Origin of the sequence: Bradyrhizobium tropiciagri, from assembly GCF_001189845.1 — a bacterium.
GTDB classification, from domain to species: Bacteria; Pseudomonadota; Alphaproteobacteria; order Rhizobiales; family Xanthobacteraceae; genus Bradyrhizobium; species Bradyrhizobium tropiciagri.
Genome location: NZ_LFLZ01000069.1, coordinates 19604 through 46400, shown reverse-complemented (window position 1 = coordinate 46400; position 26797 = coordinate 19604). Strand labels below are relative to the sequence as shown.

General features: G+C 65.1%; 27 protein-coding genes and 1 pseudogene. 12 read left to right on the top strand and 16 right to left on the bottom strand.

Annotation, left to right across the window (positions count from 1 at the left end; genetic code table 11):
* Nucleotides 1–130 precede the first annotated feature (130 nt).
* Nucleotides 131–1672: a galactarate dehydratase gene (garD, locus tag AKN84_RS35680; RefSeq protein ID WP_050425121.1), complete on the top strand. Its 1542-nt coding sequence runs from the start codon at nucleotides 131–133 to the stop codon at nucleotides 1670–1672.
* 96 nt (nucleotides 1673–1768) lie between these two features.
* Nucleotides 1769–1939: a hypothetical protein gene (locus tag AKN84_RS35675; protein ID WP_167351894.1), complete on the top strand. Its 171-nt coding sequence runs from the start codon at nucleotides 1769–1771 to the stop codon at nucleotides 1937–1939.
* A 42-nt stretch (nucleotides 1940–1981) separates the two neighbouring features.
* Here the strand turns inward: AKN84_RS35675 and AKN84_RS35670 are convergent, their stop codons facing one another.
* Both AKN84_RS35670 and AKN84_RS35665 read right to left on the bottom strand, forming a co-directional pair.
* A complete protein-coding gene (locus tag AKN84_RS35670) occupies nucleotides 1982–3487 on the bottom strand; it encodes a CYTH and CHAD domain-containing protein (protein WP_050425119.1) in 1506 nt (501 codons plus the stop codon).
* 96 nt (nucleotides 3488–3583) lie between these two features.
* On the bottom strand, nucleotides 3584–3781 hold the full coding sequence (locus tag AKN84_RS35665) for a hypothetical protein (protein ID WP_244485678.1): 198 nt from the start codon (nucleotides 3779–3781) through the stop codon (nucleotides 3584–3586).
* Between the two features lie 276 nt (nucleotides 3782–4057).
* On the opposite strand from AKN84_RS35665, the gene AKN84_RS48245 reads away from it, so the two are divergent.
* Nucleotides 4058–4234 (top strand): hypothetical protein, encoded by a 177-nt coding sequence (locus tag AKN84_RS48245; protein WP_165445954.1) that lies wholly within the window; start codon nucleotides 4058–4060, stop codon nucleotides 4232–4234.
* Nucleotides 4235–4279: 45 nt separating this feature from the next.
* Here AKN84_RS48245 and AKN84_RS35660 read toward each other — a convergent pair whose 3' ends face one another.
* Genes AKN84_RS35660 through leuC form a run of 6 tightly spaced genes read right to left on the bottom strand, consistent with a single transcriptional unit; the run spans nucleotide 4280 to nucleotide 10211 of the window.
* On the bottom strand, nucleotides 4280–5152 hold the full coding sequence (locus AKN84_RS35660) for an ABC transporter permease (RefSeq protein ID WP_050425118.1): 873 nt from the start codon (nucleotides 5150–5152) through the stop codon (nucleotides 4280–4282).
* Nucleotides 5149–5982, bottom strand: coding sequence for an ABC transporter ATP-binding protein (locus AKN84_RS35655; protein ID WP_050425117.1), 834 nt, complete (start codon nucleotides 5980–5982; stop codon nucleotides 5149–5151). Before AKN84_RS35655 ends, AKN84_RS35660 begins: the two co-directional genes overlap by 4 nt.
* Nucleotides 5979–7040, bottom strand: coding sequence for an ABC transporter substrate-binding protein (locus AKN84_RS35650; RefSeq protein WP_050425126.1), 1062 nt, complete (start codon nucleotides 7038–7040; stop codon nucleotides 5979–5981). The genes AKN84_RS35655 and AKN84_RS35650 overlap by 4 nt, the downstream gene beginning before the upstream one ends.
* Nucleotides 7040–8173, bottom strand: coding sequence for a 3-isopropylmalate dehydrogenase (gene leuB, locus AKN84_RS35645; protein WP_128971456.1), 1134 nt, complete (start codon nucleotides 8171–8173; stop codon nucleotides 7040–7042). Before leuB ends, AKN84_RS35650 begins: the two co-directional genes overlap by 1 nt.
* Complete coding sequence (gene leuD / locus AKN84_RS35640) at nucleotides 8170–8805, bottom strand: 3-isopropylmalate dehydratase small subunit (RefSeq protein WP_050425116.1); 636 nt, start codon at nucleotides 8803–8805, stop codon at nucleotides 8170–8172. The genes leuB and leuD overlap by 4 nt, the downstream gene beginning before the upstream one ends.
* Nucleotides 8805–10211, bottom strand: a complete 1407-nt coding sequence (gene leuC / locus AKN84_RS35635) for a 3-isopropylmalate dehydratase large subunit (RefSeq protein ID WP_050425115.1) — start codon at nucleotides 10209–10211, stop codon at nucleotides 8805–8807. The genes leuD and leuC overlap by 1 nt, the downstream gene beginning before the upstream one ends.
* A gap of 145 nt (nucleotides 10212–10356) precedes the next feature.
* Between leuC and AKN84_RS35630 the strand changes: the two genes are divergently transcribed.
* The gene (locus tag AKN84_RS35630; protein ID WP_050425114.1) at nucleotides 10357–11145 is read left to right on the top strand and encodes an IclR family transcriptional regulator; all 789 of its coding nucleotides are present in this window, start codon (nucleotides 10357–10359) and stop codon (nucleotides 11143–11145) included.
* A 219-nt stretch (nucleotides 11146–11364) separates the two neighbouring features.
* Here AKN84_RS35630 and ald read toward each other — a convergent pair whose 3' ends face one another.
* Nucleotides 11365–12480 carry an alanine dehydrogenase gene (gene ald / locus AKN84_RS35625; protein ID WP_050425113.1) on the bottom strand — a complete coding sequence of 372 codons (1116 nt, stop codon included), beginning with the start codon at nucleotides 12478–12480 and terminating at the stop codon, nucleotides 11365–11367.
* A 126-nt stretch (nucleotides 12481–12606) separates the two neighbouring features.
* Here ald and AKN84_RS35620 point away from each other — a divergent pair, with 126 nt between their 5' ends.
* Entirely contained in the window at nucleotides 12607–13095 is a 489-nt protein-coding gene (locus tag AKN84_RS35620; RefSeq protein WP_050425112.1) for an Lrp/AsnC family transcriptional regulator, read from the top strand.
* Nucleotides 13096–13279: 184 nt separating this feature from the next.
* Here AKN84_RS35620 and AKN84_RS35615 read toward each other — a convergent pair whose 3' ends face one another.
* On the bottom strand, nucleotides 13280–13777 hold the full coding sequence (locus AKN84_RS35615; RefSeq protein ID WP_244485677.1) for a cytochrome b: 498 nt from the start codon (nucleotides 13775–13777) through the stop codon (nucleotides 13280–13282).
* 488 nt (nucleotides 13778–14265) lie between these two features.
* Here AKN84_RS35615 and AKN84_RS35610 point away from each other — a divergent pair, with 488 nt between their 5' ends.
* A complete protein-coding gene (locus AKN84_RS35610) occupies nucleotides 14266–15237 on the top strand; it encodes a hypothetical protein (RefSeq protein WP_244485679.1) in 972 nt (323 codons plus the stop codon).
* Nucleotides 15238–15450: 213 nt separating this feature from the next.
* Nucleotides 15451–16164: a type 1 glutamine amidotransferase gene (locus AKN84_RS35605; RefSeq protein ID WP_050425110.1), complete on the top strand. Its 714-nt coding sequence runs from the start codon at nucleotides 15451–15453 to the stop codon at nucleotides 16162–16164.
* A 9-nt stretch (nucleotides 16165–16173) separates the two neighbouring features.
* Here the strand turns inward: AKN84_RS35605 and AKN84_RS35600 are convergent, their stop codons facing one another.
* Both AKN84_RS35600 and AKN84_RS35595 read right to left on the bottom strand, forming a co-directional pair.
* The gene (locus AKN84_RS35600; protein WP_430649959.1) at nucleotides 16174–16542 is read right to left on the bottom strand and encodes a hypothetical protein; all 369 of its coding nucleotides are present in this window, start codon (nucleotides 16540–16542) and stop codon (nucleotides 16174–16176) included.
* A gap of 217 nt (nucleotides 16543–16759) precedes the next feature.
* Entirely contained in the window at nucleotides 16760–17695 is a 936-nt protein-coding gene (locus AKN84_RS35595) for a LysR substrate-binding domain-containing protein (RefSeq protein WP_050425109.1), read from the bottom strand.
* Nucleotides 17696–17896: 201 nt separating this feature from the next.
* Here AKN84_RS35595 and AKN84_RS35590 point away from each other — a divergent pair, with 201 nt between their 5' ends.
* The 4 genes from AKN84_RS35590 to AKN84_RS35575 all read left to right on the top strand — a co-directional run bounded on the left by AKN84_RS35590 (nucleotide 17897) and on the right by AKN84_RS35575 (nucleotide 23956).
* Nucleotides 17897–19225, top strand: coding sequence for an MFS transporter (locus tag AKN84_RS35590; protein ID WP_050425108.1), 1329 nt, complete (start codon nucleotides 17897–17899; stop codon nucleotides 19223–19225).
* A gap of 21 nt (nucleotides 19226–19246) precedes the next feature.
* Entirely contained in the window at nucleotides 19247–20272 is a 1026-nt protein-coding gene (locus AKN84_RS35585) for an amidohydrolase family protein (protein ID WP_050425107.1), read from the top strand.
* Between the two features lie 216 nt (nucleotides 20273–20488).
* Nucleotides 20489–21163 carry an RraA family protein gene (locus AKN84_RS35580; protein WP_050425106.1) on the top strand — a complete coding sequence of 225 codons (675 nt, stop codon included), beginning with the start codon at nucleotides 20489–20491 and terminating at the stop codon, nucleotides 21161–21163.
* A 495-nt stretch (nucleotides 21164–21658) separates the two neighbouring features.
* Nucleotides 21659–23956, top strand: a complete 2298-nt coding sequence (locus AKN84_RS35575; RefSeq protein ID WP_430649960.1) for a TonB-dependent receptor — start codon at nucleotides 21659–21661, stop codon at nucleotides 23954–23956.
* Nucleotides 23957–24106: 150 nt separating this feature from the next.
* Here AKN84_RS35575 and AKN84_RS35570 read toward each other — a convergent pair whose 3' ends face one another.
* From AKN84_RS35570 to AKN84_RS46480, 4 genes and pseudogenes are all read right to left on the bottom strand, one after another.
* Nucleotides 24107–24880, bottom strand: coding sequence for an SDR family NAD(P)-dependent oxidoreductase (locus tag AKN84_RS35570; protein WP_050425105.1), 774 nt, complete (start codon nucleotides 24878–24880; stop codon nucleotides 24107–24109).
* A gap of 91 nt (nucleotides 24881–24971) precedes the next feature.
* Nucleotides 24972–25589, bottom strand: a complete 618-nt coding sequence (locus AKN84_RS35565) for a hypothetical protein (RefSeq protein ID WP_050425104.1) — start codon at nucleotides 25587–25589, stop codon at nucleotides 24972–24974.
* 174 nt (nucleotides 25590–25763) lie between these two features.
* Nucleotides 25764–25964, bottom strand: a pseudogene (locus AKN84_RS50850) (MAPEG family protein); the annotation flags it as partial.
* A 98-nt stretch (nucleotides 25965–26062) separates the two neighbouring features.
* The gene (locus AKN84_RS46480) at nucleotides 26063–26332 is read right to left on the bottom strand and encodes a hypothetical protein (protein WP_128971454.1); all 270 of its coding nucleotides are present in this window, start codon (nucleotides 26330–26332) and stop codon (nucleotides 26063–26065) included.
* Between AKN84_RS46480 and AKN84_RS35560 the strand changes: the two genes are divergently transcribed.
* A complete protein-coding gene (locus tag AKN84_RS35560) occupies nucleotides 26331–26750 on the top strand; it encodes a DUF2946 family protein (RefSeq protein ID WP_128971453.1) in 420 nt (139 codons plus the stop codon). The two genes, AKN84_RS46480 and AKN84_RS35560, sit on opposite strands and share 2 nt — an antisense overlap.
* Nucleotides 26751–26797: the final 47 nt, after the last annotated feature.

Genomic DNA, 26797 nt, shown 5'->3' with positions numbered 1-26797 from the left:
CGGCTCTCTCGTGGGACCTGCGCCCCCTGACCCGCGCCTTCGGCGCGACCTCTCCCCGCTGGGGAGAGGTGGGAATTCGCGGCGCCGCCTAGTACATCAACCAACACCTTGCTCGTAAGGAGCGTAGCGCATGGACCAGTCGATCGGCGCGCAGGAGCAGCCCCGCTACATCAAGCTCAACGCGCGCGACAATGTCGCGATCGTCGTGAATGATTTTGGCCTGCCCGCCGGCTCGCGCTTCGCCTGCGGCCTGACGCTGCGCGCCTTCGTGCCGCAGGGCCACAAGACGGCGCTGGAGGACATCGCCGAGGGCGCGGCGATCATCCGCTATGGCGAGGTGATCGGCCATGCGCAGTCGCCGATCCTGGCCGGCGAGTGGGTCGACGAGGCGCGCATCCAGATGCCGGACGCGCCGCCGCTCGACCAGCTCGAGATCGCGACCGCGGTGCCGCCGCCACTGCCGCCGCTCGAAGGTTTCACCTTCGAAGGCTTTCGCAATCCCGACGGCTCGGTCGGCACCAAGAACATCCTCGGCATCTCCTCGTCAGTGCAATGCGTCAAGGGCACGATGGAATATGCCGTCAAGCGCATCCGCGCCGAGCTGCTGCCGAAATATCCCAATGTCGACGACGTCGTGCCGTTGACCCACGCCTATGGCTGCGGCGTCGCCATCACGGCGCCCGACGCCGTGGTGCCGATCCGCACCCTGCAGAACCTCGCGCTCAACCCGAATTTCGGCGGCGAGATCCTCGTGGTCGGGCTCGGCTGCGAGAAGCTCGCGCCGGAGCGGCTGGTGCCGGAGGGCGTCAATGATGCCATCGTGCGGATGCAGGACGAAGCCTTTGACGGCTTCGGCGCCATTGTCGATGCCATCATGACCCAGGCCGAGGCCCGGCTGAAGGTGCTCAACACCCGCAAGCGCGAAACCTGCCCCGCCGCCGATCTCGTGATCGGCCTGCAATGCGGCGGCAGCGATGCGTTCTCCGGCGTGACCGCGAACCCTGCCGTCGGCTTCGCCGCCGACCTGCTGGTTCGCGCCGGCGCCACCGTGATGTTCTCGGAAGTGACCGAGGTGCGCGACGCGATCCAGCTTCTCACCCGCCGCGCGGTCAACGAGGATGTCGGCCGCGCGTTGATCCGCGAGATGGAATGGTATGACGCCTATCTCGCCCGCGGCGGCGCCGATCGCAGCGCCAACACCACGCCCGGCAACAAGAAGGGCGGGCTCGCCAACATCGTCGAGAAGTCACTCGGCTCGATCGTCAAGTCCGGCTCCGGACCGATCGCGGGCGTGCTGTCTCCGGGCGAGAAGGCGCGGCAGAAGGGCATGCTGTTCGCGGCGACTCCGGCGAGCGACTTCATCTGCGGCACCTTGCAGCTCGCCTCCGGCATGACCTTGCAAGTCTTCACCACCGGCCGCGGCACGCCCTATGGCCTTGCCGCCGCGCCGGTCATCAAGGTCGCGACCCGCAGCGAGCTGGCGCGGCGCTGGAAGGATCTGATCGATTTCGACGCCGGCTGCATCGCGACCGGCGAGAAGACCATCGAGGAAACCGGCTGGGACCTGTTCCGCCTGATCCTCGACGTCGCCAGCGGCCGCACCAAGCCGTGGTCGGACAAGTGGGGCATCCACAACGATCTGACGCTGTTCAATCCGGCGCCGGTGACCTAAGCGCACCCAGTCCCGGGTTAACCGCCTGTTAGCCACGTCCTTGCTGGCCGGGGAACGTCGCAATTCGATTCAAATTGTCTGGGCATGGAGGCAGCCATGAGCCGGACATTCGACGATCTCAAGGACAAGGCCGACCGCGCTGAGCGGCTGGTACGTACGGGTTTGGACCCGCTGACCGCCGAGCGGCTGCGGGCATTCGCCGAGGAATGCCGCCGCCAGATGGCAGCGACCGAGCGGGACGAGCGCGGCGCACCGCACGCGGCGTGAGCCATCGCTTCATGCGAAAGCCGCGACGAGACGGTGCATGCCCTAGAACGGCTTCAGTCCGCGCACTTCCTGCGCGGCGATCTTGATCAGCGGCTTGACCGCCTGCTCCTCGCGGCCCAGTACCACGCCGGATGCGAAGGCACGGTCGCGTTCCCTGCGATGCGGTGCCTTGAGCGCAGCGTCGACCGCCAGCTTGCGGTGCGCGACGAAATCGTTGAGCGAGCCGAGCGCATCCTGGATCCGCTTCAGCTGCTTTGACAGCCGCTTGAGCTGCTTCCGCTCGCGCTTACCCGCGAACAGACTCTCAAAGAAGTCGATGGCGTATCTGATCTTCTTGGCCCTGATGCGCACCTTGTGCCGCTGCCGGGCCGACAGTTCGTCGATATGGCGGCCGTCCTTGCGCAGCTTCCTGATCCGGCGATGCAGCAGCGCGGCGGCGAACTCGCCGATCGGGCCGCCTTCGTCGTCGGCCGCGATCGTCTGCTTTGCTTCGATCCATTGCATGGTATCGATCAGCATCGACCGGTAATGCTGCGAATCGACCGCCTGCCTCGCGCGCGCGAATGCCCGGTCGCGGCGGACGGAGAATTCCTGCCGGATCGCCCTGCCGCCCCGTCGCAACAGCGCATCATGCGACGCAGGCTCGATATCTTCCTTGACTAACACGTCCAACTCGCGTGCCGGCGCGAGCGCGCTGGTCAGCCACTTCAACTGCGTCTTGACCTCTTCGGTCGAAGCCTTGGGCAGGATCTTCGAGAACAACGAGATCGCGGCGCGCAGCCGTCGCAGGCCGACCCGCATCTGGTGAACACCTTCGTGCTCTCCCTCGCGGACCGCATCCGCATTCGAAGAGAAGTGCCGGAACGCTAAACGCGCGATTACCCGAAAGGCCTCACCTGCCGTGAACTCGGAATCAAGCATGACGCTCTCGGCGGAGACGGAGCCATGCTGATCATGACCTGCGAGCTCATACCCACGCTCGGCCTTCGAGCAGAGATCGAGTTCAGCGCCGGACCGCCGCTCCAGCGCTCTGGCAACCCGGAACAGATCGAGCATCCGACCGCTCTTCAGCTCGAGCTCGACCTCCCGGATCGGACGGGACCGATGGCCAGCTGTCGTGTGACCGCGATCGATGGCGAGCTCGATCTCGCTGCGCTTGGTCCGAAGCGGCACCATGATACGCTGCACCGATGTCTCGAACACCGGCTTCAGCTTGCGGCGCAGTCTGTCCGACGCGAGCTCCTCGAGCGGCGTGCCCTCGGACTTTTCGAGGTCGAACGCATCATCCCTGAGCTCGCTCTCCCATTCGCCGCGCTCGAACTGTGGGCCCGCCCCGGACTTGATCGTCTGAACATAGTCATGGCCGTCATAGCGCACGCGCAGCGTAAGCCCATGCCGCTTTAGCTTGTGCTTCGCGGTATCAAAATAGGTCGAGACGAGATCGCTCGTGGACGGCTCGCCGCTCTTGGTGCCGGCGATCCGCGGCTTCTCCAGCGCCTTCAGCTTGCGTGCTGGAACGCGAAACTTGAGCTCTGTCTCAGCGGCCATGGCCTCTCCACAGATTAGCCGTCGCGATCAGGCTACACGCAAAAGTCCGCCGCGACGGGATCGCAGCGGACTTTGGATCACACGGCCGTTCAGCCGTTAATCGTCATCGTCATGATGAATGACGGTCTTGCTGCGATTGCCGAATTCATCCCGCTTCTTGATGACCGTGGTCCGGTCAGGACGCGGCTCACGCTCCCTGATCACCGTGGTGCGGTCACGATCGCGGTCGCGATACTCGGGGGCCCGACCCACTGTCACGTCGCGCGACGGGACCAGCACGAACACCGACATCATCGGCGAGCGCAGGCGAAGCGATCGCGGTCACCATGGCCGCGGCGAACAGATACTTCCTCATCGCGTCTCTCCTCCTCCAGTTGCGACGTGAAGGACGAACGTTGGGTGCGACATACAGTTCCTATGCCGGCTCTTCTGCGAACGCTCACGTGCAATGGGGGCATCTCGCAGGGAACTCAATGAACACCCATTCACCTGTGTGGCGAAATGCTCATGTTCCACGCGTTGAATAGCCTGATTTGATGTCCCACGTCCTCATTAACAGGAGGACGTTCCATGAAGCAATCACAGCACTTCCTCGACAATGCGGAGAACTGCGCGCAGCTTGCCGAGCGCGCCGACGACGAGCCGACCTATAATCGCTTCAAGCGAATGGAAGCGGCCTGGCGTGCGCTGGCCATCGAACAGGACTGGCTCGACGGCGAGACATCGCCATCGCAGACCGCAGCGTAATTCGGCGCTCGTGGCGGCGGATGCGGGCGCCGCCACGAGCCTCGCCTATTCGGCGCTGCGCTGCCGCTGCCAGCGCAAGAGATAGGCCTGCAGCCGCCAGATGATCGCCGACAGCACGACGCCGACCAGCATCAGCACCACGACCGCGACCATCATTCCGGAGGCCTCGCCGCGCGCCTCGGACTCGATGATGAGGCGGCCGATGCCGCGCTCGGCGCCGATGAATTCGCCGACGATGACGCCGATCAGCGCGAAGGAGATCGCTGGCGTCAGCGAGGCGAACACCCAGGCCATGGTCGAGGGGATCACCACCGTGCGGGTGATCTGCCATTCGCTGGCGCCGAGCAGCCGCGCCGCGTTGGTAAAACCCTCGTCGATCGAGCGCGCACCCTCGAAAGTGTTGAAGAACACCAGGAACACCACAACGATCCACGACGTCACGATCTTCGACATGTCGCCGATCCCGAACGCCAGCACGATGATCGGCGCCAGCGCGATCCGCGGGATCGAATTCACCGCGGTGATGAAGGGCTGAAAGATCGCGCTCAGGCGATCGGATCGTCCGAGGATCAGCCCGGCAACGAAGCCGCTGACCACGCCGGTGACGAAACCGAAGAAGGTGTTCTTCAAGGTGATCGCGGTCGCGGCCCAGAGATTGTTCTCGTTGCGCGCCAGGCACTTTGCGAACTCGCCGTTGAACCAGCCGTTGAAGACGCCGAGCTTGGAGGTCATGCAGCTCTGGATCAGGAAATTGTCGAAGATCATCGACGGCTTGGAGATGAAGTACGGATCGAGCAGATCGGGCACCAGCCACGGCAGTTTGGTGCGTAGGTCATAGCCCCATTGCCACACCGACAGCACGACGGCGCAGATCAGGACCTGCCAGCCGACCGTGCCGAGCGTGCCGTATCGCTTCATGTGCTGCGGCCCTTGACGAATTCCTCGCCGAGCGAGTGCCAGATGTGCTGGAACAGCTCGGCATAATGTGGGGTCTCGCGCACCTTGACCGCATCGCGCGGGCGGTCGAAGTCGACTTCGAACATGTCCTTGATGCGGCCCGGCCGCGCCGAGAACAGGATGATGCGGTCGGCCAAGGTCAGCGCCTCGCCGAGATCATGGGTCACGAACAGCACGGTCTGCTGCTCGCGCTCCCAGATCCGCAGCAGCACCTCGTGCATGTCGATCTTGGTGTGGGTGTCGAGCGCGCCGAACGGTTCGTCCATCAAGAGGATCTGCGGCTCGACGATCAGGGTCCGCATCAGCGCCGCACGCTGCCGCATGCCGCCCGACAGCGCCGACGGATAGGCGTGCTCAAATCCTCTCAAGCCGGCCTGCGCGACGCATTCCGCGATACGCTCTTTCCGTTCGTGCGCGGGCACGCCTGACAGCTCCAGCCCGTAACCGATATTGTCGGCAACCGTCCGCCACGGAAACAACGTATCGCGCTGGAAGACGTAACCGACATTGGGCGTCGCCTTGCCGGCGACGACGCGCTTGCCGTCGATCAGGATCTCGCCGCCGGTGGGACGGATCAGCGAGGCGATCATGTTGAGCACCGTACTCTTGCCGGAGCCCGACGGCCCGAGCAGCGCGACGAACTCGCCGCGGCGGACGTCGAAGCTGACGTCGCGGACGGCCTCAATCGTGGTCTTGGCGAGCTGGAACGACTTGCCCAAGCCCTTGACCTCGACGCGGCGCTCGGCCGAGGCGCGCGGCGATGTGGTTACGCTCGTCTCGAGCGCGCTCAACCCGGATAGGCCTTTCGCGCCGCGTCGATGAGATTGGAGTTGACCACGTCGGCAATCTTGAGCGGCTTGATGCCGGTCATCTCGCGGAACCAGACCTTCTCGCCCCGCGCAAAACTCGCCGCGTCGACCGAGCCTTCATAGTCCGCGACCTTCTGGATCGCCGTGATCTCGAGCAGGTTGGCGTCGCGCGAGGTGCTGCCGACATAGGGCTCGATGGCGTCGTAGACCTCGGTCGGCTTGTGCGCCTTGATCCATTGCGAGGCGCGCCACAGCGCCGTGACATAGGCCTGCATCTTGGCCGGGTCCTTGTCGATGGTGGCCTGCAACGTGAAATGCGCTGTCACCGGCACCTTGCCGCCGATATGCTTGTTCCAGATCGCCTCATCGGTGCCGTCGAACAGCAATTCGCCCCAGCCCTGCTGCTGCGCCTCGTTCAACAGCGACAGCGAGCTGACCAGGATATCGACCTGCTTCGACTTCAGCGAGCCCAGCATGGTGTCGACATTGCCGGTGCCGATCCAGGTCACCTTGTCGTCGAGCCCCATGGTTTCCATGTAGTAGGACGCCCAGACATGGTTGGTGCCGCCGAGCGATGAGACCGAGACGATCGGCTTGCGGCCGTCGGGCCGCTTCCATTGCGTGAAGGCCTCCAGCGAGTTGATGCCCTGGTCCTTCAAATCCTTGCGCAGGATGAACATCACCGAGCTCGACCTTGTGTCGACCGGCAGCAGCACGCGCGCGGGGCGGCCGTGATTGGTCAGCTGCATCGGATGGGTGACGTCGCCGATGCCGATGTCGCCCTGCGATGAGGCGATGATCTCGCGGGTCTTCACGCCGCTGCCGCCCTGCACCAGCTTGCAGTCGAGCCCGGCGTCCTTGAAGTAGCCGATACGATCCGCGACGAATTGCGTCTGATAGATCGGCACGGCGACCGGATAGATCGCGCGGCCCGCGGTCGCCTGCGCCTGTCCACGCCCGCTCGCCAGCGCGGCACCGCCGGCAGCGATCACCGTCAGCGCCGTTCGCCGCGAAATGTGGGGCGTGGCTGAGTGCGCCATCACGCGTGCTCCTTGGCCCATATCTTGTCCAGCGCGCTGAGCACCGCGTCGCCCATCTGGACGGTCGACAGTTTCTTCGCGCCGGCTTCCGCAATGTCGGCCGTCCGGGCACCGGACGCAAGCGCGGTCTGCACCGCCTGCTCCAGCAAATCCGCATCCTCGGGCCGGTTCAATGTCAGGCGCAGCAGCATCGCGACGCTGAGAATCGAGCCGAGCGGATTGGCGATGCCCTTGCCGGCGATATCGGGCGCGCTGCCGTGCACCGGCTCGTAGAGCGCCTTGCGCCGGCCGAAGCGGTCGACGGGGCCGAGCGAGGCCGACGGCAGCATGCCGAGCGAGCCCGAGGCCATCGCCGCGCAGTCGGACAGGATGTCTCCGAAGATGTTGCCGGTCACCATGACGTCGAACTGCCGCGGCTCGCGCACGATCTGCATCGCGGCGTTGTCGACATAGAGATGGGTCAGCTCGACGTCGGAGAACTCCTCCTTGTGCAGCCTGATCACCTCCTCGCGCCAGACCACGCTGGTCTCCAGCACATTGGCCTTGTCGACCGAGCAGACCTTGTTGCGCCGGGTCCGCGCCAGCTCGAACGCCGAGCGCGCCACGCGGCGGATCTGGTTCGTCGTGTATTGCTCGGTGTTGAAGCCGCGGCGCTGACCGTCCGGCAAGGTCTCGATGCCGCGCGGCTCGCCGAAATAGATGCCGCTGGTCAATTCCCGGATGATGACGAAGTCGACGCCGTCGAGCACCTCGGCTTTCAGCGGCGCCGACGCCGACAGCGCCGGGCTCGCCATGATCGGCCTCAAGTTCGCGTAGAGATCGTATTTGCTGCGTAGCCCCAGCAGGCTGCCCGCCTTGCGCGCCGCTGCCGGCACTTCGGTGGTCTCCGGTCCGCCGGTCGCGCCCCACAGGATGGCGTCGGCCTCGTCCATCGCCTCTGCGGTGTCCTCGGGCAGCACCTTGCCGGTCGCCAGATACGGGATCAGGCCGTACTGCGCCTCGCGCAAGGTCATCGGCACGTTGCGCTTCGCAGCGAACCAGTCGAGCACGCGGCGCGACTGCGCGGTGACCTCGGGGCCGATTCCCTCGCCGCCGACGACGGCCACCTTGACCATGTTGGATTGCGTGCTCATGCGGATATCCTTGTCGAATGAATCCAGGGCCGCGCGGTGCGGTCGGAAGCCTGGAAGGCGTGGATCTCGTCATCGCGCTGCAATGTCAGCGCCACCTCGTCGAGCCCCTTCAGCAGCCCTTCGCGCCGCCGCGGATCGATCTCGAACGAATGCCGCGCGCCTGACGGCGACACGATGGTTTGCGCTTCCAGGTCGATCGAGACCTTGCCGGCACCCTGTGTCGCCTCGATGTCGGCCGCAAGCTGATCGACCACCGCCTTGTCGACGATGACGGGCAGGATTCCATTCTGGAAGCAGTTGGCGAAGAAGATGTCGCCGAAGCCGGAGCCGACGATGGCGCGGATGCCGCGTTCCTGCAGCGACCACACCGCGCCCTCGCGCGACGAGCCGCAGCCGAAATTCGGTCCGGTCACCAGGATCTCCGCCTCCCGGTACGGCTCGCGGTTGAGGATGAAATCCGGATTCTCCGAACCATCTGGCAGATAGCGCAGCGAGCCGAACGCCCATTTGCCGAGCGTGCCGCGGATCGAATTGCCGACCAGCCGCTCGATGCGGATGATCACGTCGGTGTCGATGTTGCTGCGCATGATCGGCGCGGCGGTTGCGGTGAGTCTGTCGAACGGTTTCGGCATCACGAGCGTCCCATCATCCTGACATCGGCGATCGCACCGGCAATGGCCGAGGCCGCCGCGCTCGCGGGGCTCGCCAGATGGGTCCGCGCCCGCGGCCCCTGCCGGCCGACAAAGTTGCGGTTGGAGGTCGAGACCGAGCGCTGCCCCGGCGCCACCACCTCGCCATTGGCGGCAAGGCACATCGAGCAGCCCGGCTCGCGCCATTCGAAGCCGGCCTCGATGAAGATCTTGTCGAGCCCTTCGGCGACCGCCTCGCGCTTGACGTTTTCCGAGCCGGGCACCACCCAGGCTCGGACGCCGGCTGCGACCTTGCGGCCGCGCGCGACCTCGGCCGCGGCGCGCAGATCGCTCAAGCGGCTGTTGGTGCAGGAGCCGATGAACACCCAGTCGACCGGCGTGCCGGCGATCGGCGCGCCGCCTTGCAGGCCCATATACTCCAGCGCGGTTTCGATCGCGGCGCGCCGCGCGGGATCATCGACCGCCTTCGGATCGGGAATGATGCCGTCGACGCCGACGACATGCTCGGGGCTGATGCCCCAGGTGACCTGCGGAATGATCTTCTCGACATCGATCACAACCTCGCGGTCGAACACCGCGTCGGGATCGCTCGGCAATTCGCGCCACGCCTTGACCGCGAGATCCCACATCTCGCCTTGCGGCGCGTAGGGCCGGCCGCGCAGGAATTCGAACGTCTTCTCGTCAGGCGCCACCATGCCCATCTTGGCGCCGAGCTCGATCGAGAGGTTGCAGATCGTGAGCCTTCCCTCGATCGGCAGCGCCCGGATCGCACTCCCCGCATATTCGACCGCATATCCTGTGCCACCGGCCGCGCCGATCTGACCGATCAGCGCCAGGATCATGTCCTTGGCGGTGACGCCGAGCGGCAGCCTCCCCTCGAAGCGCGCGCGCATCGTCTTCGGACGGCGCTGGATCAGCGCCTGCGTCGCCAGCACATGGGTGAGCTCGCTCGATCCGATGCCGAAGGCGAGCGCCCCCAAGCCGCCATGGGTGCAGGTATGGCTGTCGCCGCAGACGATCGTCGCGCCCGGCAGGCTCAGGCCGAGTTCAGGACCGATGACGTGAACGATGCCCTGGCCGGGCTGATCGACATCGAACAGCGTGATGCCGCTCGCCGCGGTCTCGACCCGCAGCGCGGCCAGCAATTCCTGTCCGATCTTGCTGGTCCCCGCACGGCCGGGCGCCGTCGACAGCGCGTGATCCGGCGTCGCGAACGTCAGTTCGGGATTGTGAACCTTGAGGCCGCGGCTCTTGAGATCGAGCAGGCCGCGCGAGCCGCCGAGATCGTGCAGTAGATGGCGATCGATATGAAGGAGATCGGTGTCCTCGCTCAAACGGGCAATGACATGCTGGTCCCAGATCTTCTCGAGCAAACTTCGGCCGGGCATCCGCCTTCCCCTGCTCTCTGCGTTTCCATGCGGCTTGATCTTATTGGCGCCAATCTGTGCCAAACTTGTCGTCAAGTGAAGCAGTTTCGGCCTAACATCACATATGTGATGGAGGCGCGGTACCTGCCCCGCCGCGGAGACAGCCATGCCGAACGCGAACAAGACGGCGATTGTCAAATCGGCGATGCGGGTGTTTGCAGTTCTGGAGTTTTTTCGGGAAACCAAGCGGGCAGCTTCCGTGACGGAAATTGCTTCCGCGCTGGCGATGCCCCAATCGAGCACGTCGGTGCTGCTCCGCACGCTCGTTGAATTGAACTACCTCGAATACGAGCGAAAGACGCGGCGCTTCATCCCAAGCTACCGGGTCAATCTGCTCGGTGACTGGATCCGTCGTTCTCCGTTCCGCGACAAAAAGCTCACCGATCTGATGGAGGAGCTCTGGACCGCAACCGGCGGCGAAACCGTCATGCTTGGGCAACAGGCCGGCGCCGCCGGGATGCAATATCTGCACGTTGTCCCCGGCGGCTCTCAGCTTCAGTACACTGCGCATGCCGGTCAAATACGACCGATGGTTCGGACCGCGCTCGGACATGTGCTGCTGAGCCAAATGCCGAACACCAGGATTCGCGGCATTATCCGGCGCAACAACGCCGAGGAGCCGAACCAGCCGGCGCGGGTTCGCGAAGCGGCCTTTCTCGAGGAGGTCGAGCGCATTCGCCGCCGCGGCTTTTCCGAGTCAGGCGGCCGCACGACGCCGGGCGCAAGCACCATAGGCATGCTTGTTCCCCTGCCAAAGCGACGCGCTCCGCTCGCGATCGGCATCGGCGGACCAATCGAACGGATCGCAGCAAAGCGCGCGCACATCATCGAGGTGATGCAGAGAGGGCTGAAGGAACTGACAGATGAAGCCGGGTCAAGGCTCGTCGAGAAATGACCCCACGGATGCTTGACGCGTCGTGTGGATGACAGAAGCGTAGCCCGGATGGAGCGAAGCACATTAGGTGTCGTCCCGGCGAAAGCCGGGACCCATAACCACGAACGCCCATTGTCTTGCTCAGCTGTGTCGACGAATTCCCGTATCACATCCGCCGCGGAGTATGGGTCCCGGCTTTCACCGGGACGACAGCGGGAAAGCTGCGAAGGCTCGCAAATGTTACGACGCCAGCGCTTCCTCCGGCATCACGGCCGACAGATGCTGGCTCTCGGCGACGGCACGATTGGTGATGCGGCCGCGATGGACGTTGAGGCCCGCACGCAGATGCGGATCCTCGACCAGCGCGCGCAGTCCCTTCGAGGCCAGCGCCAGGCCGAACGGCAGCGTGGCGTGGTTGAGCGCGTGGCTCGAGGTCACCGGCACCGCACCCGGCATGTTGGCGACGCAATAATGCACGATGTCGTCGACCAGATAGGTCGGCGCCTGGTGCGTGGTCGGCTTCGAGGTCTCGAAGCAGCCGCCCTGGTCGATCGCGACGTCGACCAGCACCGCGCGGCGTTTCATGCCTGAGAGCTGCGCGCGCGAGACCAGCTTCGGCGCGCTGGCGCCGGGCACCAGCACCGCACCGATCACGACATCGGCGGCGACGATCTCCTGCTCGATCGCCTCCAGCGTCGCATAGCGGGTGCGGACACGACCGATGAACAGGTCGTCGAGCGCGCGGAGGCGCGGCAATGAACGGTCCAGAATAGTAACGTCGCTGCCGAGGCCTGCGGCCATCCGCGCCGCATGGGTGCCGACCACGCCGCCGCCGATGATCGCAACCCGCGCCGGCGGAACGCCCGGCACACCGCCGAGCAGCTTGCCCATGCCATCGGCGGATTTGCGCAGCGCGGCGCCCGCCGCCTCGATCGCAAGCCGGCCGGCGACTTCGCTCATCGGCGCCAGCAGCGGTAGCCCGCCATGCGCGTCGGTGACGGTTTCATAGGCGACCGCCGTGCAGCCGGAGGCGATCAGCCCCGTGGTCTGCGGCACGTCGGGCGCAAGATGCAGATAGGTGAACAGAATCTGTCCCTCGCGCAGCTTGATCCATTCGGACGGCTGCGGCTCCTTCACCTTGACGATCATCTCAGCGACGGAGAACACCTCTTCGGCGGTGTCGGCGATCCGTGCGCCGGCCTGGGTGTAGGCGTCATCGCCGGCACCGATGCCGTCACCGGCGCCGCGCTGCACCACGACCTCGTGGCCGTGCGCCACATATTCCCGCACCGAGGCCGGCGTCAGCCCGACCCGATATTCCTCGACCTTGATTTCCTTGGGCACGCCGACGCGCATGGTCCGCTCCTTGCAAAATTGGTTTCCGCCAACCACAAGGCTATGCCCCGTCACACGGCGTTTCTCAGCGAATTCCGGCTTGCTCACAACCAGATACGCTCATATCCTTCGTCATCGGCTTCGCTCTTGAAGGAAAACTGCGTGGACGGTCTCGATCGCATCGACCTCAGAATCCTCGCCGAGCTGGTCGCCGATGCCCGCGCCAGCCAGATCGAGCTTGCCGAGAAGGTCGGGCTGTCGCCGACCGCCTGCGCGCGGCGCATCCGTCATCTCGAGGAGATCGGCGTGATCCGCGGCTACCGCGTCGACCTCGAACCATCAGCGCTTGGCCTCGTCACGACCGTCGTCGTCACCATCACGCTGGGGAAGCAGAGCGAGGATTATCTCGCCGCCTTCGAGGCCGCGATCGCGCGCTGCCCCGACGTCGTGTCATGCCATCTGATGTCGGGCAGCGACGATTATCATCTGCAGGTGATCGCCCGCGACATCGCCGACTTCGAGCGCATCCACAAGCAGCATCTGTCGCGCATGCCGGGCGTCGCCCGCATCCATTCCAGCTTCGCGATGCGCGAGGTGGTCCGCCGCACCATTCCCGAAACCGCGCTGCGCGGTTAGTCCGAAACAGTGATGCCACGATGGGATTGCACTCCCTCTCCCGCTTGCGGGGGAGGGTTGGGGTGGGGCTCTCTCCACGAGTCATTTTTTTGAGAGACGCCCCCACCCGGCGCTACGCGCCGACCTCCCCCGCAAGCGGGAGAGGTGCAGCAAAGTTTGCCGCTACACTGATCTAACCTGAACTTCAGGATGGATTGCGGCTCGCGCGCGGCCACATCCGCGCCAGCGTCTCGTCCTTCTTCACGACGACATGCCAGAACGTCGCGGCGATATGCAGGGCGACCACGGCATAGACGACATAGGCGAGCGCGCCATGCGCAAGCTCGCCGGCCTCCGCCACCGCCTTGTTGTCGGCGAACAGGCGCGGCCAGTTGAAGGTCCAGAAATAGCGCAGCGAATAGCCGCCGGCCGACGAGAACATGTAGCCGGTCACCGGCATCACGAACAGGATGGCGTAGAGCGCCCAGTGATTGAGCTTTGCTGCAATCCGGACCAGCGGCGAGAACGATCCCGGCTCCGGCGGCGCCGTGGTCGCCGCGCGCACGATCAGCCGCAGGATCGCCAGGAAGAACAGGGGGACGCCGAGCGACTTGTGCAGCTCGAGCAGTTCGCGCCGCGGCGAGGTCCCCGCCGGCTGCAGCCCGCAATACAGCCCGATCAGCATCGCCGCGATGAACAGCACCGCCGTCGCCAGTGGATCCTGCGCAGCAGCGGGTCGTAACTGGCCGTCATGTCCGTCGTCACAAGGCGCCTTCGCGTGAAGCCAGCCCGTGCGGGTGCGGCCCGAAAAAGGAAGCCGTTCTGTAGAGGATCGGGCGGAGCCTGCCTACCCGCCGCCGATGTCACATTCGATCACGATCGCGAAGGCCGGCAGGCCAAGTCTCTCCCGTCGTCATTCCGGGGCGCGCAAAGCGCGAGCCCGGAATCCATCCAGCAGCAACACGGCGGCCCGATGGATTCCGGGCCTGCGCCTTCGGCGCACCCCGGAATGACGAGAGGAGGTTTAGCGGGCCGCTCGCTGTCACAAACGCCGGGCTGTCACAAACGCTGTCACAATCCGTAGCCGCCCGGCCGTGCCACACGCATTTTTTAGTCGTGATTCGCCGCCTTCTATGACAGAATTACTACAGTTCAATATCAATTCGGTTACACGCGGAGCGGTGAATGAGCATGGAACGGCGGGCACGGCCGGTTTCGCTGGCTTGGTCGAATCCAGTGGTCCGGTGGTGGGGTCTCTTGAGCCTCGTCAGCGCCGCCAATATCGCGATCTGGTTCGCGCTGTACCGCCAGTTCCATGAGCAGGCGAGCGGCAGCTTCAGCAACACGTCCGGCATCGGCCTGATGCTGCTGCTCTGCGCGGCCTATGTGTTCGGCTGCGCCTTCCGCTCGGTGCTGCCGCGTGCCGACGTGCAGCGCATCTGCCTGTTCGACACCTGGCTGTCGAGCGTCGTGGTCGGCCGCACCGTCGCTACCGTCGCCGAGGTCTGCTTCGCCGCGCAATGGGCGATCATCCTGCATCAGCTCGGCACCATGACCGGCGCCGAGACCACCGTGACCATCGCCTGGATCATCGTGCCGCTGATCGTGATTGCGGAATGCTTCTCCTGGTATGCGGTGCTGACCACGCATTATCTCTGCAACGCGATCGAGAATTCGATCTGGGCCGTTGTTTTCTTCCTGGTCGGGATCGCGCTGTGCCGGCTGCTGCCGGAGTTTCACGGTCCGGTGCGCTGGGCCTTCATCGTCGCGATCGTCGGCATCGCCGCGTTCCTCGCCTTCCTGATGACCATCGACGTGCCGATGTATCTGAACCGCTGGCGCGCCAACCTCGCCGCCGGCGGCACGCTGCTGCATCCGCTCGACGGCCTGCGCGACGTCAGCCGGCGCTGGGTCGTAACCCATGACATCGCCGAGTGGCGCGAGGAGATCGCCTGGATGTCGCTGTATTTCAGCATGGCGGTATGGTCGAGCCTCGCGCTCTGCGTCGGATATTCGCTCGAGGACCAACTGCCGCGCTACCGCACCGAGCCCGTCATCGTCAGCACTGGGCCGGCGAGCGTGACGACGCCTGTGATCGCCGGCACGACACCGGCAGCGCAGCATACCGCGACGATCGACGCGGCGGCACCGTCGCAGAATTGATCGGCGGCATCCCCGTCATTGCGAGGAGCTCGCGACAAAATTGCAAAGCAATTTTGCGCTGAAGCGACGAAGCAATCCATCTATCCGCTCGCGGAGCCATGGATTGCTTCGCTTCGCCCGCAATGACGGCTGTGCAGGGTGGCTTCTGCTTGTGTCTATCAGCGCTTTCGGAGTAAAGGCTGGGTCGTCCCCGCTCCTCCGTCAGCGCGTTTCATGCCCCGCATCACCATCATCGAAACCGGGCTCGTCAGCCCGCAATACCGCGAGCGCCACGGCAGCTATCCGCAGATGTTCCAGCGGATGGTGGCCGCATCAGATCCATCGGTGACTTGCGACGTCGTGAGCGTCGCCAAGGGCGAGGCGCTGCCGGATCCAGCCACATTGGACGCGATCCTGATCACGGGATCTGCGGCAGGCGTCTATGACGATGTCGAATGGATCGCGCCGCTCGAAGCCTTCGTGCGCGCGGCCCATGACAAGCATGTTCCGATGGTCGGCGTCTGCTTCGGCCATCAGCTGATCGCGCAGGCGCTCGGCGGCACCGTGCGCAAGTCCGAGAAGGGCTGGGGCATCGGCCGGCACGTCTATCAAGTCGCGCCGGACAACGGCCTGCTCGATGGCGAGACGATCGCGGTGGCCGCCTCGCACCAGGACCAGGTGATCACTCCGCCCGCCTCCGCACGCACCATCATGGCATCCGACTTCACGCCGCATGCCGGCCTGCTCTATGCCAACGGCACCACGCTGTCGGTGCAGCCGCATCCGGAATTCACCGCCGACTACGCCGACGCGCTGTGCGACCTGCGCCGCGGCCTCGCGCCCGATGCCGCGGTCGACACCGCCAAGGCGTCGCTCACCGAGCGGCTCGACCACGCCGCACTCGGCGGCGTGATCACGCGCTTCCTCACGCGCCGCACGCCTGCATGAGACCGCGCCTCAGGTCATGCTGCCCGGCATGAAGCAACGCACGCGCGGGTGGCCGTCGATATAGTGCTTCCACACCATGGTTCGCCCGATCTTGTTCGGCTCGGTGATCAGGGCCTCGTTCGGCACCACGACCCATTCGCTGTCGATGCGCACGCGGTAATGGCCGTGATCCGACTCCCAATCCGGATCGGCAACCACCGATCCGTCGGCGTCCGAGCAGCATTGTCCGTAGCCGCTGTGCAGGCTTTCAAACCAGGGCTTTAGGGGTGAATTGGCGTAACGGCCGTCGTCGCGCGCCAGGGTCGGCGATGCCATCCACATCGTGGATGTCAACCACACCGCCCCAAGCAGGACCGCCGCACGTGTGAGAACGTGCATGTTGTCGTCTCCGCAGATCTCGATCAGCTGCGGGCGCGCATCACCAACCATTCGCCCGCGACATTGCCGTCGCAGGCGAGACCACGAATCGGCGCCCCAGCACCTGAGATTCAGCTATGCAAGTGCAGCGCCAGACTGCATTCCGGGAGACTACTGCCAACGAAAGTATGGGGTGCGCGGACCGTCGCGTGCGACGCCCGCCTTCCGCGTAGCGCGATCAGCGGCTCGCTGCTGCGACCTCGGGGACGAGCGGCGGTGCGCTGCGCGATGCCGCCTGCAATGCGCATTCGACGAACCGGCGCGGCAGCAGCGAGGCGTTCGAGCGCATCGCCACCAGCATGCGGCTTTCGGCATCCGGCGTGTCCAGCGCTTTCGCGACGACGTTCATCACGCCGGCCTGCTGATAGCAGGACGGCAGGATCGAAAGCCCGATCCCGGCTGCGACGAGACTGAGCACGGTGCGCAATTCATGCGCCTCCTGCGCGATCCGCGGCGCAAAGCCCGCGCGGCGGCACAGCATCGCGGCCTGGTCGCCGACGCCGCAACCGCTCTCCGCCATGCCGACGAATTCGTGCTCGGCAAGGTCGGCAACGCTGAGCTTGCCTAGTGCTGTGGCGAGCGGATGATCGATCGGCAGGAACACCATCAAGCGGTCGCGCCAGACGACATGCACCTGCAGATCGGCGGCCGGCCGGAAGTCGAGCGGCGGCCGCATGATCGCGACATCGAGCTCGGCGTCGGCGAGGGCCTGGAGCTGCTTTGCCGTCGACATGTGCCTGAGCTCGATCTTCACCCGCGGATAGCTGGCGCGGAAGCTGCGGAACAGCTCGGCGAACATGTCGAGCATCGGAACAGAATCCGTGAAGCCGACACGAACCGCGCCCGCCTCACCGCGCGCGGCACGCCGCACGGTCTCCGATGCGAGGTCGAGCTCGCTGACGGCGCGGCGCGCGTGCTCCAGCAGCAACTGGCCGGCCTGGGTGAGCTCGACGGCACGCCGCGTCCGCGACAGCAGCTGCGTGCCGAGTTCCTCCTCCATCGCCTTGATCTGCGTGCTGAGCGGCGGCTGGCTGACATGCAGCCGTTTGGCGGCGCGGCTGAAGCTGAGCTCCTCGGCCACCGCGATGAAGTAGCGAAGCTGCCTGTAATCCATCGCTTATTCCGATTCCCTATAAGTGACGGGTCAAAGCGGTATTTGACCTCCCAGGACCGTTTCCCGATCTTGGCGCCAAAACGCGGTCCCTCCAAGGGGCTACACGCGCAGCCGGTCAGCCATGCGAAATCGCCGCGAATAACAGGCGCTCCGCCCGGCTCGGATCACAGGCGCGACAACAAAAAGCAAGGGAGGAATCCAATGGGCCAGGCGTCCGTCAGCGAGCTCGAACAGCAAACCATGCGCCGGGTCTATTGGCGGCTGATCCCGATCCTCTTTATCATGATGTTCTTCAACTATCTCGACCGCATCAATCTCGGCTATGCCGGGCTGACGATGAACAAGGATCTCGGCCTCAGCCCCGCGATCTTCGGCTTTGCCGCCAGCATCTTCTTCCTCGGCTACATGGTGCTCGAGGTGCCGAGCAATCTGATGCTGCACTGGCTCGGGGCGCGGATCTGGCTGGCGCGCATCCTGATCACCTGGGGCCTCGTCGCCACACTCACCGCCTTTGTCTGGAATCCGCTCAGCCTCTATGTGATGCGGTTCGGCCTCGGCGTCGCGGAAGCCGGCTTCATGCCGGGCGTGGTGCTGTATCTGACCTACTGGTTCCCCTCGCGCTACCGCGCCCGCGCGGTCGCCGGCTACATCATCGCCGGCTCGTTCTCGGCCGTCGCCGGCGGGCCGATCTCGACCAGCATCATGACCTGGTATGACGGCACGGCCGGCCTGCATGGCTGGCAATGGATGTTCATCGCCGAGGGCGTGCCGACCATTCTGCTCGGCCTTTTCACGCTCTATTATCTGACCGACCGCCCGGCCAAGGCGAGCTGGCTCACCAAGGAGCAGGCCGCCTGGCTGGAGGGCGAGCTCGCCGCCGAACGGGCCGAGATCGAACAGCAGGGGCAGCACAGGTTGATCGAATGCGTGCTCGACATCAGGGTCTGGCTGCTGGCGGCACTGTTCGGCTGCGCGCTGGTCGGCATCTACGGCCTGTTGCTGTGGCTGCCGCAGATCATCAAGAGCATGGGCGATCTCAGCAACATCCAGGTCGGCTTCCTCTCTGCGATCCCGCCGCTGCTCGGCGTCGTCGGCACCATCGTGGTCAGCCGCAGTTCGGACAAGACAGGCGACCGCAAGTTTCATCTCGCGGCCGTCTATCTGCTCGCCGCGGTCGCGATGCTCGGCAGCGCCTATGTCGCGAGCCCGGTGCTGGCCTTCGTGTTCCTATGCATCGTCGGCTTCAGCCTGAACGCCGGCAATCCATTGTTTTGGAGCATCAACGCTTCGCTGCTGACCGGCGCGGCCGGCGCCGCCTCGATCGCCATGGTCAACACGCTGGCGCAGTTCGGCGGGCTGATCGGCCCGTGGTGCATCGGCCTGATCAAGGATTCCACCGGCAGCTTCTCCTGGGCGCTGGTCGGCATCGCCGGTTTCCTGTTCGTCGCCTCCGCCATCGCCGCCACCATGCGCGTCAAGCCGCGCGAGACGGAACTTGCGGGCGCGATCCCGTCGACCGTCGCACACTGACAACCTCGTAAGGAACCAACCATGATCATCGACTGTCACGGCCACTACACCACCGAGCCGGCCAAGCTGCAGATCTTCCGCGACAAGCAGCTCGCCGGTCTCGCCGACAGATCGCGCCGGCCGCTCACCACCAATCTCGGCATCACCGATGACGAGATCCGCAGCAGCGTCGAGGGCGCGCAGCTTCGTTTGCAGAAGGAGCGCGGCACCGACGTCACCATCTTCTCGCCGCGCGCCGCCGGCATGGCGCACCATGTCGGCAAGGAAGCAACCAGCCGTGAATGGACCACGATCTGCAACGACCTCGTGCACCGCGTCTGCACGCTGTTTCCGCAAAACTTCGTTCCCGTGTGCCAGCTGCCGCAGAGCCCAGGCGTCAAGCCCGCCAACTGCATCGAGGAGTTGGAGCGCTGCGTCACCCAGCTCGGCTTCGTCGGCTGCAACCTCAATCCCGATCCCGCCGGCGGCTATTGGTGCGATCCGCCGCTGACCGACGAGTGGTGGTATCCGCTGTACGAGAAAATGGTCGAGCTCGACGTACCGGCGATGGTCCATGTCTCCTCGTCCTGCAATCCCTGCTTCCACGGCACCGGCGCGCATTACCTCAATGGCGACACCACCGCCTTCATGCAGTTCCTGACCTCGGACCTGTTCAAGCGCTTCCCGACTTTGCGGTTCATCATCCCGCATGGCGGCGGCGCGGTGCCCTATCACTGGGGCCGCTACCGCGGCCTCGCGCAGGACATGAAGCTGCCGCCGCTGTCGGAGCATCTGTTGAAGAACGTGTTCTTCGACACCTGCGTCTATCATTTGCCCGGCATCGAGCTGCTGACCCGGGTGATCCCGGTCGAGAATATCCTGTTCGCATCCGAGATGGTCGGCGCGGTCCGCGGCATCGATCCGGAGACGGGTCATCACTTCGACGACACCCGCCGCTACATCGATGTGCTGCCGCTGAGCGCCGAGGACAAGGCCAAGATCTTTGAGGGCAACGCCCGCCGCGTCTATCCTCGCCTCAACGCCCATCTCGACCGCCGCGCGCATTGAGCAATGTATGCAGCCCCGTCATTGCGAGGAGCTCGCGACAAAATTGCAAAGCAATTTTGCGCCGAAGCGACGAAGCAATCCATCGCGCCGCATAAGCGGAAGCATGGATTGCTTCGCTTCGCTCGCAATGACGGCGATAGTCCTGCGAGCACAGTATTTCCGTCATCTTGATTGCAAACGCGCAATCACGCCCAACACAAACTCCGGAGAAAACCGATGGCCATAGGATTTGCAATTCACAAGGCGAAGCGGAAAGTGTCGCCCGAGCTCGTCGCGCGCTACCGCACGCTGCCGGTCGCCAATATCAGCGATGTGATGTCGCGGATCGCCGGCACCAACCGGCTGCGGCCGATGCATAAGGGCGGCTGGCTCGGCGGCCCGGCGCTGACCGTGAAGACCCGGCCCGGCGACAATCTGATGGTGCACAAGGCGATCGACCTGGCTCAGCCCGGCGACGTGATCGTGGTCGATGCCGGCGGCGTGCTGGTCAACGCCATCATCGGCGAGATCATGTCGACGCTGGCCGAGAAGAGGGGCGTCGCGGGTTTCGTGATCGACGGCTCGATCCGCGACGCCGGCGCGATCCGCGCCGGATCGTTCCCGGTGTTCGCCGCCGGAGTCGCCCATCGCGGCCCCTACAAGGACGGCCCGGGCGAGATCAATTGCGCGATCTCGATCGACGGCATGATCGTCGAGCCCGGCGATCTCATCGTGGCCGACGATGACGGTGTGCTCTGCGTGCCCCATGACGACGCCGAAGCCATCTGCAAGCTGACCGAGGCCAAGAAGGCAACCGAGGAGAAGGCGATCCAGCAGATCCTCGCCGGCACCAGTGACCGCCGCTGGGTCGATGAAGCGCTGCAGCGGCTCGGCTGCGAGTTCAAGGACTAGACCGTCACCGTTGCCCAAGAGGCGGGAATGCCCGCTTCTTGAGCACGAATCTGCGTCAAGCTGGCCGGAATCACCCGCCCCGGCTGTCCGTCCATCGGCATCGGGAATTTTTCCCGATCATCGACGGAAAGAATCCCGCCCTCCCGGGACACATCTCGTTTGCCAAAGCACCGGCGCTCCCGCAGTCTCAACGCTAGGGTTCGTCGGGGACAACAGCCGAACCGCGACAACAGGGTGGGCGTTATGGCTGGTGCGTTGTTGCGTACGGCAACACGATTTCTGTCTTCTTCGGTCCATACGCGCGGCGCTGCGGCCGTGCTCACCGCCATCGGAGCCGCAGCGCCGCTGACCGCGGGCGCCCAGACCCCCGCCCCGACCGAGCTGCCGCCGGTTACCGTGATTGCCCCCTCGCCGCTGTCAGGCACGCGCAGCATCAAGCCGGCCTCGCGGCCGGTGGTGCGGACCTCGCGGACCGCCCTGACACGGGCCGCGCCGGTGCAAACCGCGGCGGCGCCGGAGGGCGGCGCCGGGGTGCCCGGCCCCTCCGAGCGCGACTCCAGCCTGCTCGACCGCGACAAGATCCCGTCCAACACCGAGGTGCTGACCTCGGCGGATTTCAGCCGCAACTACTCGACCAATTTTCTGGACTCGGTGAACCGCAAGCTGCCCGGCGTCACGCTCACCGACCAGACCGGCAACCCGTTTCAGCGCACGCTTGATTACCGCGGCTTCGTCGCCTCGCCGGTTCAGGGCACGCCGCAGGGCATCGCGGTCTATCAGAACGGCGTACGCATCAACGAATCCTGGGGCGACGTGGTGAACTGGGACTTCATCCCGGAAAAGGCCATCGACCGGGTCTCGCTGGTGCCCAACAACCCGATCTTCGGCCTGAATGCGATCGGCGGCGCGCTCAGCATCCAGATGAAGAACGGCTTCACCTATCAGGGCTCCGAGGTGGAACTGTTCGGCGGCTCCTACGGCCGCGTGCAGGGCAGCGTGCAGGCCGGCGGCCAAAGGGACAACATCTCCGCCTATGCAGCGTTCGAATCCGCTTACGATCGCGGCTGGCGCGACCATGCGAATTCCTCGCACATCAACCGGATGTATGTCGACGTCGGCGCGCGCAACGATGACACCGAATTCCACGTCAACTTCACCGGCGCCAGCAACCTGCTCGGCAACGTCGCGGCAACGCCGGTCGAGATGCTCAACCAGCGCTGGTCGAGCGTCTACACCTGGCCGCAATCGACGCTGCTGCAGCTGGCCTTCGTCAACGCGACGTTGAGCCACAATTTCTCGGACACCTGGTCGTTCCAGGGCAATGCCTACTTCCGCGGCTTCCGGCAGACCCACGCCGATGGCAACGGCACCGACGTTGCACCATGCGACGATCCCACGACCTTGTGCATCGGCGACGGCCTTCCGGTCTTCGGTCCAGCCGATGGCCCAGCCACTCCGAACACGCTCGGCAACGCCTTCCTTGGCGAAATCGACCGCAACCGGGCCGCCACCAACAGCTACGGCGGCACGGCGCAGTTGACCAACTCGGACAAGCTGTTCGGGCATGACAACCACGTCGTGATGGGTGTCAGCGTCGACCACGGCAATACGAAGTTCACGGCGACCAGCGAGCTCGGCACAATCGATCCCAACAACCTGTTCGTCACCGGCACCGGTGTCTTCATCAACCAGCCTGATGCAGGTCTCAGCCCGGTCGATCTGCGCGCCACCAACACCTACACCGGCATCTATCTCACCGACACATTCGATGTGACGAACAAGTTCTCGGTGACCGCAGGCGGGCGATTCAATTACGCCCAGATCGATCTGCAGGACCAGACCGGGACCAACGACCTGCTCAACAGCAGCAATCGCTTCCAGCGCTTCAACCCGGTGATCGGCGGCACTTACAAGATCACGTCGAACCTCACCGCCTATGCCGGCTATTCGGAAGCCAACCGCACGCCGACGCCGCTGGAGCTCGGCTGCTCCGATCCCAACCATCCCTGCATGATCGACACCTTCCTGGTCGCCGACCCGCCGCTCAAGCAGGTGGTGTCGCACACCGTCGAGGCGGGCCTGCGCGGCGGCTGGGGCCGCGATGCGAAGACGGGCGTGCTGAGCTGGGGGCTGGGCGCGTTCCGCACCCTGTCGGACGACGACATCGTTCAGGTGGCAAGCCCGCTCGGCGTCAACAATTTCGGATTCTTCCAGAACGCCGGACGGACCTTGCGCCAGGGCATCGAGGCCAAGCTCGACTATCGCATCGATCGATGGAACGCCTACGCCAACTACACCTATGTCGACGCGACCTATCAAAGCGCGATCACGCTGTTCTCGCCGAACAATCCGAACGCCCAAATCGACCCGAACAACGACAGCGTCTCGTTCGTCAACGTCAAGCCGGGCGACCACATTCCGGGCATTCCCGCGCACCGCTTCAAGGCCGGCGTCGACTACAACGTCACGGATGCATGGAAGGTCGGCGCCGACCTCAACGTCGTCGGCAGCCAGTGGCTGATCCATGACGACACCAACCAGAGCCCGAAAGTGCCGGCCTACTCGGTCGTCAATCTGCACACGTCATATCAGATCACGAAGAACATCGAGGTGTTCGGCCTGATCAACAACGTGTTCAACCAGCATTACTATCTGAACGGCGCGTTCTATCAGACCGGCGGCTTTGTCAGCGCCGGAGGTGCCCCCAACCTGATGGCACAGCTGAGCGATCCCCGCGCCTTCGTACCCGGCATGCCGCTCGCCGCCTATGCGGGTATCCGGGCGAAGTTTTAGCCCAGACCCGCGACACTTTCGACGCTGTCATTGCGAGGAGCGAAGCGACGAAGCAATCCATCTCTCGTTTGCGGCGCGATGGATTGCTTCGCTGCGCTCGCAATGACGTGGATGGAGCAACGCACTCCGCCCTCTGATTGATGCCACGCGTCACGCCACCGTCCCGCCGTCGACCGGCATCGCGATGCCGGTCACGAACGAGGCCTTGTCCGACAGCAGGAACACCGCGACCTCGGCGATCTCCTCGGGGCGCGCGGCGCGGCCCATCGGGTTGCGGGTGATCGCGGCCTTGATCAGCTCTTCCGGATCGGCCTCGTTGTGGCCGGGCTGGTCGGGCCGGTTGACGAACACCCGCAGCATCGGCGTGTCGATTGCGCCGGGACAGATCGCATTGACGCGCACGCCGTCCTTGGCGTGGCGCTTGGCGAGCGCCCGCGCCAGACCGATCACGCCGGCCTTGGCCGCCGAATAGGTCGGACTCCAGGGCGAGCCGACCAGGCCCGAGGTCGACGCGGTGAACAGGATGCTGCCCTTGCGCCGCGCCGTCATCTCGGCGAGCGCCGCATTGGTCGTGATCAGCTGCGAGCGCAGGTTGAGATCGACGCTGAGATCCCAGCCTTCGAGATCGTCGATGACAGACGGTCCGGGGATGCCGAGGTGATTCCAAACGCAGTCGAGCGTGCCGAATTCCTTCACCGTTGCGGCGACGATGTCGCGCGAGAACTTGTCGTCGCGAAGATCGCCGGTCAGCGCCAGCGCGCGTCCGCCGCCTTTCTTGATCTCGTCGACCACCGCCTTCGCGCCGGCCTCGTTCTGGTCGACCACCGCAACCGCCGCGCCCTCGCGCGCGAGGATGAGCGCACCGGCGCGGCCGGCGCCCGATGCTGCGGCGGTGACGAGTGCGATCTTGCCCTGCATGTCCATGTTTCGATCCTGATTGTGCCCGTGAGCCCGAGCCTTCTTGGTGCTGGTTGGTTGAATCAGGACCGCGGCGCCGCAGTCTTGCGCTGAAGCGCTAGCGGCCGCCGAACAGAACCGGGGACTGGCCGGGCAGCAGCTGCGAATGAATGTCGCTGTCCATGCGCTCGGCCCCTTGCTGGGTGAAGCTCGCTCCGAACGACAGGCTGACATTCGAGCTCGGGCGGAACTCGACACCTGCACGCGCCGAATAGCCGGCGTTGACGCCGGGATTGCCGCTGAACGGCGCGAGCGGGCCGCCGGCGCCGGGAGGATTGTATTTCAACGAGTCGAAGCCGGCGAAGAACGTCACGGGTGTATTGCCGACGCCCTTGAAGTTGTAGCCGACCTGCGCGCCCTGGTATTCGAGCCCACCGAACGCCGCCGATTGGCCGAGCGTGCTCCAGCCGGCGCGGCCGCCTTCGCTGCCGACGAACCAGCCGTCCGGCCGGCCGTTCAGATACGAGAAGTCGCCGCCCTGCGCACCGGCGGCGTCAAAGCTCGGAAAATTGCCGTAAGTGTCGGCCTTCTGGCCATCGGCCAGGCTGCCGCCGAAGCCGAACAGCGAGCCCGGGGTCCAGTAGCGCACCGGTCCGGCCTGGGCATCGGCCTGCTGAGCGCCGAGGCAGAGCACTGCGGCGATGACTGCGAGACCGGTTTTGCTTGCGAGGGACATTCCGACTGACCGCCACGTTGGGCTCAAATTATACGTCCCGAACGCCGGGAATGCCAGCGCGGCACGCTGATCTTGGGCCGTCAGCCCAGGAACAGCCCCGCAACGATCATGAGAATGCCGATCGTAGGCACGTTCCAGACCAGCGAACGGAGCAGCACGATATTCCGCCAGATACACAATGGCGTAAACGAGGCGACCCCAGAAATAGCAATGGGCTCCCCACATTGTGAGCCCGTTGTGCGTGCCAGTCACCGCGGCCGCAAGAATTGCCGCCGCGAACAATGGAAACGTCTCGAGGAAATTGCGAAGGGTCCGCTCAGCTCTTCCGGCAATGCCGGTGAGCGGGGCAACAGGCTGCTCCCGCGAGCTGGCCGTCCATCGATACCCCCGCTGCTAGCTCTGCAGATGCGACGCGACGAGGATGTGCGCAATGCCAAGTACAACGCTTGCCGCAAGCAGCTCAAGTTCTACACTCATGCAGGCAGCATCGCATCAGCCACGCCGATGCACGATGTACGCTCGACTTCCGCCGCGCCCATCGCATAAGGCGCACCTAGAGAGCGCTTTGCCGCCTCTAGCGCGATGTTGCAAAATCGTCCGATCGCCCGGAAATTGATCGCATTGCCCAGCAATGCGGATTGACAGGCTGGTGGGTTTTCGAAACTGTGCGGCATTGCGCCGCATGGGGCTGTGGGCTTCACGCCAACTGGCCGATCCCGCCTGGCGCCGAATGGCATCGTCATGAAGTGGTTTCGTTCGAACATCAGGCACGGGACTCGGCTGGCGCTGTTGGCGCTGTCGATCCAGTTCGTGCTGTCGTTCGGGCATTTTCATGCCATCGCGGCGGCGCAGGCGACGCCGAATTCGTCGTTGCAGCGGTCGCACGCTTCTATCGAGGCCGCCGTCACTTCGCTCGCGGCGCATGTCGAGAGCGCCTCGCGCGACGAGCCGCGCTCGAATCGCGATTCCGATCAGGCCGCGGACCTCTGCGCGATCTGCGCCGTCGTGGCGATGGTCAATTCGGCGATGCCGGCACCGGCGCTGCCTCCCTTGCAGCTGCCGGATTCCGCAGCTCTGCTCTCTTGGCACATCGACAATTATGCGGCTCCGGTCGACATCGGCCGGCTGCACCATCAGCCGCGCGCGCCTCCGGTCGCCTGACATCCCAGCACGACTGAACTTCGAACGCTGCCGTTAGTTCGGCTGCT

Coding starts and splice junctions, on each gene's coding strand:
- garD (WP_050425121.1), top strand. CDS start 131: ATGGACCAGTCGATCGGCGCGCAGGAGCAGCCCCGCTACATCAAGCTC.
- leuC (WP_050425115.1), bottom strand. CDS start 10,211: ATGCCCGGCCGAAGTTTGCTCGAGAAGATCTGGGACCAGCATGTCATT.
- AKN84_RS35560 (WP_128971453.1), top strand. CDS start 26,331: ATGAAGTGGTTTCGTTCGAACATCAGGCACGGGACTCGGCTGGCGCTG.
- ald (WP_050425113.1), bottom strand. CDS start 12,480: ATGCGCGTCGGCGTGCCCAAGGAAATCAAGGTCGAGGAATATCGGGTC.
- AKN84_RS35565 (WP_050425104.1), bottom strand. CDS start 25,589: ATGTCCCTCGCAAGCAAAACCGGTCTCGCAGTCATCGCCGCAGTGCTC.
- AKN84_RS35670 (WP_050425119.1), bottom strand. CDS start 3,487: ATGGCCGCTGAGACAGAGCTCAAGTTTCGCGTTCCAGCACGCAAGCTG.
- AKN84_RS35675 (WP_167351894.1), top strand. CDS start 1,769: ATGAGCCGGACATTCGACGATCTCAAGGACAAGGCCGACCGCGCTGAG.
- AKN84_RS35585 (WP_050425107.1), top strand. CDS start 19,247: ATGATCATCGACTGTCACGGCCACTACACCACCGAGCCGGCCAAGCTG.
- AKN84_RS35665 (WP_244485678.1), bottom strand. CDS start 3,781: ATGATGTCGGTGTTCGTGCTGGTCCCGTCGCGCGACGTGACAGTGGGT.
- AKN84_RS35610 (WP_244485679.1), top strand. CDS start 14,266: ATGGAACGGCGGGCACGGCCGGTTTCGCTGGCTTGGTCGAATCCAGTG.
- AKN84_RS48245 (WP_165445954.1), top strand. CDS start 4,058: ATGAAGCAATCACAGCACTTCCTCGACAATGCGGAGAACTGCGCGCAG.
- leuB (WP_128971456.1), bottom strand. CDS start 8,173: ATGAGCACGCAATCCAACATGGTCAAGGTGGCCGTCGTCGGCGGCGAG.
- AKN84_RS35660 (WP_050425118.1), bottom strand. CDS start 5,152: ATGAAGCGATACGGCACGCTCGGCACGGTCGGCTGGCAGGTCCTGATC.
- AKN84_RS35650 (WP_050425126.1), bottom strand. CDS start 7,040: ATGGCGCACTCAGCCACGCCCCACATTTCGCGGCGAACGGCGCTGACG.
- leuD (WP_050425116.1), bottom strand. CDS start 8,805: ATGCCGAAACCGTTCGACAGACTCACCGCAACCGCCGCGCCGATCATG.
- AKN84_RS35605 (WP_050425110.1), top strand. CDS start 15,451: ATGCCCCGCATCACCATCATCGAAACCGGGCTCGTCAGCCCGCAATAC.
- AKN84_RS35580 (WP_050425106.1), top strand. CDS start 20,489: ATGGCCATAGGATTTGCAATTCACAAGGCGAAGCGGAAAGTGTCGCCC.
- AKN84_RS35570 (WP_050425105.1), bottom strand. CDS start 24,880: ATGGACATGCAGGGCAAGATCGCACTCGTCACCGCCGCAGCATCGGGC.
- AKN84_RS46480 (WP_128971454.1), bottom strand. CDS start 26,332: ATGACGATGCCATTCGGCGCCAGGCGGGATCGGCCAGTTGGCGTGAAG.
- AKN84_RS35630 (WP_050425114.1), top strand. CDS start 10,357: ATGCCGAACGCGAACAAGACGGCGATTGTCAAATCGGCGATGCGGGTG.
- AKN84_RS35590 (WP_050425108.1), top strand. CDS start 17,897: ATGGGCCAGGCGTCCGTCAGCGAGCTCGAACAGCAAACCATGCGCCGG.
- AKN84_RS35600 (WP_430649959.1), bottom strand. CDS start 16,542: ATGCACGTTCTCACACGTGCGGCGGTCCTGCTTGGGGCGGTGTGGTTG.
- AKN84_RS35595 (WP_050425109.1), bottom strand. CDS start 17,695: ATGGATTACAGGCAGCTTCGCTACTTCATCGCGGTGGCCGAGGAGCTC.